Raw genomic sequence first — 6,094 nt, 5'->3', positions numbered from 1 at the left:
GTAGCCTTCTGGCAAAACCGCCCCGTGCAGGTTCGAATCCTGCCCTCACAGCTCTTTTCATACTTAATAATCGGTAGTTAAAAAGGGGAGAGCCAAAGTTTTTGGCTCTCTTTTTTTTGCACCATATACGCAAAAGCCCCGCCCTGAACAGTTCAGAGCGGGGCTTTTGAGCGGCGGGCAAGATGGTTTAGAAGCCATCATTTTCCTTAGAGATGCCCGCAGGCGGGTCCATCTCCACATCATCGCCTTGCGCTACGCGGAACTCCACCCTACGGTTCATATAGCTGCCGCCACCTTGCACAAGCAGCTCCGTTTCCCCTTTCCATTGCAGGATCAGGCGGCCACGGCCAATGCCATGATTGTCGACGAGGTGCTTGATGACGGCATCCGCACGGCGGTAAGACAGCTCGTCGTTATAAGACTCTGGCGCAGAAGAATCTGCGAAACCTGTCACGACCAAGCGCAGATTGGGGTTGCCTTTCATCATGCGGGCAATGGAGGACAGCGTGCCATAATCAGAATACTTCACCCGATCGCTGTCAGTACCAAAGTGGATCATAGGCAGGAACCATTCTGCCATGCCACCGCCACTACCGCCACCGATAGCGCCACCTTCTTCGCCTTGACGCAAACTGTAATTCTGCAGCTCTTCGGCGATAATCTCGCGCACCCGGTCTTCCGATACGCCATCGCCAGAAGGAGAAATAGGGTTGACCACTACACCTTCCTCGTCTACACGCTCACCTGGACGTGGCGGGAAATAAGGCTCGCGGTCTTTATAGTCGGGCACACCGTCCCGGTCGCTATCGAGGACACGGCCTTTAGTATCTACAGGCACATCAGGCGGTGTATTGGGGTCTTGGTCAATAGCATCGATTACGCCATCGCCATCGCTATCCTGAAGGGCAAGCTTATTGTCCTCCTTCATAGCAGTAAGGTCAGTGATAATATTATCCAGCGGGTTGATCCAATAAAGCGGCTCTGACAATTTAGACTTGCTGCCAATATTGAAGTTCAGCTTCAGGCTAGTATAGTTCAGCACATCCCGGAAGTTATTGGTCCCGAGGTCAAGCCCATCGAGGCGGTCTGCCTGATTGCCAAAAGTAATGAAAGCCTGATGTTCTAGGCCAATATTGACACGCGGGCTCAGGCGGAATGCGATACCTACGCCAGCTGCGATATGAGGAGACACATTGTACTCGCCTTCATTGAGCTCATCGCTTGGGCGGATAGGCTCGTTTTTGACCAGGCTGTTGGCTGCGAAGTAGCTTGCACCTGCACCAACCATACCATATAAGTTGGCTTTACGGACCGAGCTGTTGAACCGCAGGCTATTAGCTGAGATGACCCCGAAAGCAGTACCTGCCATGAAAGCCGACTCGTACCTACGGAACTCATTCCCGATCTGCTCCTCTCCCTCTGACAGGCTATAGAACCCGTCTAGGCGGACAGAAAAAATATAGTCGATTGCTTTTCTGATGTGGATACCTCCGCCAAAGCCAGCAGGAAGGGTGGGCGAAACATCTCCGGAGATGAACACGTGTCCGCCGCTAAGGCCGACTTCAAGCATATTCTTTGGCGTGCCGTAGTTGCCTCCTTCCTCTGCCTCTTGGGCAAAGAGGGAAAGCGACAGCAGCAATGAAAATGCCATTAGAAGGGTACTTCTTTTCGTCATAGTTACAGGGATTAATAATTAGTAATGTGTTTTGGGAAACAAGAAGGTGACTGAAGGGCAGAGTGCCATACCTCCCGAGTTGCCGCCACATTGGGGGGCAAATGTCTATTCGTTGAGGGTAGTAATAGAAGTTGGTTACTTAAATCGGTCTTAGACGAAAGCCTAATGGCAGTCATAAGAAGTTGTTTTGCGCAAGTGTGCCAGGCTAAATAAGCTTTAGCCTTACAAATCTACTGCTATTTTGTGCATAGTCCAAACCAGGCCAGGCAGTTTGGCACAAATAAACGGGCTATTCGTGTTTGCCGCTATCCTTGCATCAGTATGCTAGTGCCGCCCCCAGCTGTTTACAAACACTGCGAGGAAAAGGCTTGGAGCGGTACATACAAGCCAGACATACAGTTGACAGGCATTTGGCATACAAATAGCGCCCAATGACGGCTTAGCCCGCTCTAAAGTAAAAAGTTTTTGCCACTTCCCTGCAGCTGTGCCCACTTTGGGTATCGGGGGAGAGCTGCTGCAAATGCTTAGACCGCCTGCTCCTGCGTGCCCATAAGGCGCTCGAGCGCACTGTTCAGGGCTGCTGTTGCGATACGGTTGGGCCCGGGGCTAAATGCACGGACCTGCTGCAGCGCGCCCCGGATGGTCTCTGATACATCATTGAAGACGGCTTCGTCCGTCATTTCTGCTTCAGCCTGCATAAAATAAGCGAACACCCTTGCCATGCCACAATTGGCGATAAAATCAGGTATCAGGCTGATTTGCTCGTCGGCCCAAGCTGCTGTAGGGCCAAAGAAAACCCCATCGTCCTCAAAAGGGACATTTGCGCCACAAGAAATGACCTCCGTCCCGGAGGCAATCATTTGCTCCACTTGCTGCCGCGTAACGATTTTGGACGCAGCGCCAGGGATGAAAACATCTGCGCCAAGGCTCCATATCCGCTCGTTCACCTCATCAAAAGGCAGCATCTCTGCTGCGGCCAGCTTATTGCCTGCCTTGCGTACGAACAACTCCTTGACCTCCTCATTGCCCAGCCCCTCTTCGCTAATGATGCCACCTTCCCGGTCAATGATGCCCAATATCTTCACGCCTTCCAGCGCAAGATAGCTGGCCGCAGCGGAAGCCACATTGCCCCAGCCCTGTATAATGGCTGTTTTGCCTTTCAGCCCTGTGCCCCGGTAGAGGTCATAAAAATGCCGGACCGATTCTGCTACACCGTACCCCGTGATCAAGTCGGCCACAGCATATTTGTGGCCGTCCGGGACGAAGCGGGGGTCCTCAACAATTTTTGCACAACCATACCTCAGCTGCCCAATGATTTTCACCTTGTCCCCCCGAGTGGAGTTGAGATGGCCATTGACAATACCTTCCTGAGGGTGCCAAAGCCCGAGCTTCTCTGTGATCGGGATAACATCCTTCAGCTCGTCTACATTCAGGTCTCCGCCTGTACCGTAGTAGGTTTTGAGGATAGGGAGTGCAGCCGCGTACCAGCGCCGCAGGACTTCATCCCGGCGGGGGTCAGATGGGTCAAAATTAATGCCAGACTTCGCCCCCCCAATATCAGGGCCGCAGACCGAAAACTTAACCTCCATCACTTTAGCCAGCGAAACGACCTCCTCCTTTGTAAGGCCCGCCCGCATGCGGGTGCCGCCCCCCGCAGCGCCGTTGCGCAACGAGTTGATAACAATCCAGCCTTCCGCGCCGGTTTCGGCATCGTGCCATTCAAAGACGATTTCAGGTTGCTTGTCTTTGTAGTCCTGCAGCAAAGTAGTCATACGAACTTGGTTTTTTCTGGTTAGTCAAGCGGTGTATTCGGGCGTAAACCAAAATACTGCGAGCCTTTATGCTTTCGGGCTCTGTACAGGCTGGCATTGGCCTAGCGCTGCGAAGGGGTTTAAGCCCGATAGGGCCGAGCGGATAGCGAGCCCCGTAGCATAGCGGCACCTGCCCGATGGCAGGGGCAGGCCCCTGAAAAAAACGGCAATCTGGTTGGCGCCCGTTTACGCTGTGCGCGAAAGTACAAATTAGTTCGCACACTAATCATCTTGGCGGCGGCTTTCCCAGCGGGGCTGTAGGAATACATAGAGCAGCCCAGCCAGGCAAAGGGCTGCTGAGCAGGCGAAAACCAGCCCGAACTGTTCTGGGTCGCTATCGTACAGCCAAGCAGAATAGAGCGCCCCGCCGCCTATGCCTATCTCCAATGCGATAAAAGCGGTGGCCATGGCGCGCCCCCGGTGGCTGTCTGGGCTACGGTCTACTACCCAAGCCATAGCGGTTGGGCCAAGCACCCCCGTGCAAAACCCCAGGAAGCCGGCAGTGGCCAAAAGCATAGCCGGTGAATTTGCACTGCCCATACTGAAAAGCGAGAGTGCGGTGAGGACAAGGGAAACCCTCAAGACAGGGACCCGCCCAAAACGGTCGGAAGCCCTCCCGGCAAGCAGGCGGGACAACAGCCCCATCGCGGTAAAGCTCGTAAAAAACAACCCCTTATTGGCCATGCCCAGGTGTACGGCTTGATCGGGCACCACAGTCAACAGAACGCCAAAACTGGTATAAGAAAGGCCGATGACTACAGCAGGCGCAATTGCTGTGGGCTCAAAAAAATCCTTCTTGCCCACGCTAAGCAGATTGGGGCGGAAAGGCACGCTGTCGCGCAGGGTTTCGCGCAGCCCGCTCAGTATGAGAATAGACAGCAGGGCCAGGCCAGAGGATACATAAAACATGAGATCTATAGAGTAAGCCATGGCCAGCCAACTGCCTACTGGCGGAAAAATGGAAGACCCCAGGTTCATGCTAACCCCCAGAATGCCCATGGCTTCCCCCCTACGGTGCACGGGTGCGATATCTGCTACATAAGCTGAAGAGGCCGTGGGCTTGAAACCTGTTGAAAACCCATGGAAAAACCGCAGCAACAGAAAGCCGCTCACCGTGGTGAGCAAAGGGTAAAGCAAGCTGCAGACCACACATACCAAGGTCCCAAAGATCATGACCGGCACCCGCCCCACGGTGTCCGTCAGCTTTCCGCTGAAAGGGCGGGACAGGCCTGCCATGAGCGTGAACAAGGCGATGATCAGCCCTTTGTAATCCCCGCCCCCCATGCTTTCCAAATAAGCGGGGAGCTCCGGGATGATCATATTGAAGCTCCCGGCAAACAGGGCATGGCTCAGGCATAACAGCCAGAATTGTGCAGTGTACAGAGGCAGTTCTTCAGACATGCGGCAAAGATACGCCTGACGGCGTCCCTGGCAACCCTGATTTTTCCGATTTCCCTCTTATCTTTAGCCCATTACCTTTTAACCATCTCCAACCACTATGCTGCACAATTGGCTGCAACCCTATGCCCCAGACAATACCACGCCTCCTGCCCCATATGCCTTTGGGCAGCACATACAGCAATACCGCCCAAAGCAGGCCCAGCTCCGGGCAGGGAGCATTGCGCTGCTAGGCTGCCATGCTGCAGAAGCAGACCCCATCCGCAAAGCGCTCTATGCGCTCAGTTTCCCCTTCCAGGGGCTGGAGTTTACCGATCTGGGCAACGCCCGGAACCCTGACCCGGCCTTCCTCGCCCCGATTATCCGGGAGCTGCTGGAGAGCGAAGTGACGCCCATCATCCTAGGCCATATGCCAACACAGGCCACAGCTCAATACGCAGCCTACCAAGAACTGCAGTACTTGATCAACCTTCTTGTTGTAGACGAACAGGTACCTTACCACCCAGCCCGGCTGCAGGAGGCGCAACACTACCTGCAGAGCCTGTTAGATAGCCCCAAATCCAGCCTTTTCCACTTGAGCCTGCTGGGCACTCAGGCACACTTCGTCGCGCCAGAAGTATTCCGCTACCTCGATCAAAAGCGATTCGACTATGTGCGCTTGGGCAGGGCAAAAGCCAATATTACAGAATTGGAGCCCCTCATCCGCGACAGCGATCTGCTCTGCTTCAACCTTTCTGCCCTGAAACAGTGCGAAGCCCCTGGGCAGCAGGCCCCTTCCCCCAATGGGTTCAGCAGTGAGGAGGCTTGCCAGATTGCACGGTATGCAGGCATGAGCGATAAACTGAAGTCTTTTGGCTTATATGGCTTCCTAAATGAGCAAGACCGGGGGAGGCAGACTGCTCAGCTGTGCGCGCAGCTGATCTGGTACTTTGTAGATGGGTTTTACCATCGCAAAGGAGACTTCCCAACATCTATGGACGGGATGTCTGAGTATATCGTAGACTTCAAGGGGCACGAATACCAGCTCACTTTTTGGAGGAGTGAGAAAAGCAACCGCTGGTGGATGCAGGTCCCGGTAAAGACACACCACCGGCTGCAGCGGCACAGGCTAGTCCCCTGCTCCTACAACGATTATCTGAAAGCCTGCCAGGATGAGCTGCCCGAGCGCCTGCTCAATGCGCTCGACCGCTTTGCCTGAGCATTGTAGGGC

Annotated in this window: 4 protein-coding genes; 1 reads left to right on the top strand and 3 read right to left on the bottom strand. The window is 54.4% G+C overall.

The window, feature by feature from the left end; all coding sequences use genetic code 11:
• Positions 1-187: 187 nt before the first annotated feature.
• The 3 genes from FRY97_RS18855 to FRY97_RS18845 form a co-directional block, all read right to left on the bottom strand.
• A complete protein-coding gene (locus FRY97_RS18855; RefSeq protein ID WP_147169127.1) occupies positions 188-1,675 on the bottom strand; it encodes an OmpA family protein in 1,488 nt (495 codons plus the stop codon).
• A gap of 524 nt (positions 1,676-2,199) precedes the next feature.
• Positions 2,200-3,447, bottom strand: a complete 1,248-nt coding sequence (locus tag FRY97_RS18850; RefSeq protein ID WP_147169126.1) for a Glu/Leu/Phe/Val dehydrogenase dimerization domain-containing protein — start codon at positions 3,445-3,447, stop codon at positions 2,200-2,202.
• A gap of 261 nt (positions 3,448-3,708) precedes the next feature.
• Complete coding sequence (locus tag FRY97_RS18845) at positions 3,709-4,887, bottom strand: MFS transporter (RefSeq protein ID WP_147169125.1); 1,179 nt, start codon at positions 4,885-4,887, stop codon at positions 3,709-3,711.
• A 97-nt stretch (positions 4,888-4,984) separates the two neighbouring features.
• Between FRY97_RS18845 and FRY97_RS18840 the strand changes: the two genes are divergently transcribed.
• Positions 4,985-6,082: an arginase family protein gene (locus FRY97_RS18840; protein WP_147169124.1), complete on the top strand. Its 1,098-nt coding sequence runs from the start codon at positions 4,985-4,987 to the stop codon at positions 6,080-6,082.
• The last annotated feature ends 12 nt before the right edge of the window (positions 6,083-6,094 follow it).

Origin of the sequence: Phaeodactylibacter luteus, assembly GCF_007993045.1 — a bacterium.
GTDB classification, from domain to species: Bacteria; Bacteroidota; Bacteroidia; order Chitinophagales; family Saprospiraceae; genus Phaeodactylibacter; species Phaeodactylibacter luteus.
Note: the sequence above shows the minus strand (reverse complement) of the source record. Positions and strands in the feature narration are given on the sequence as shown.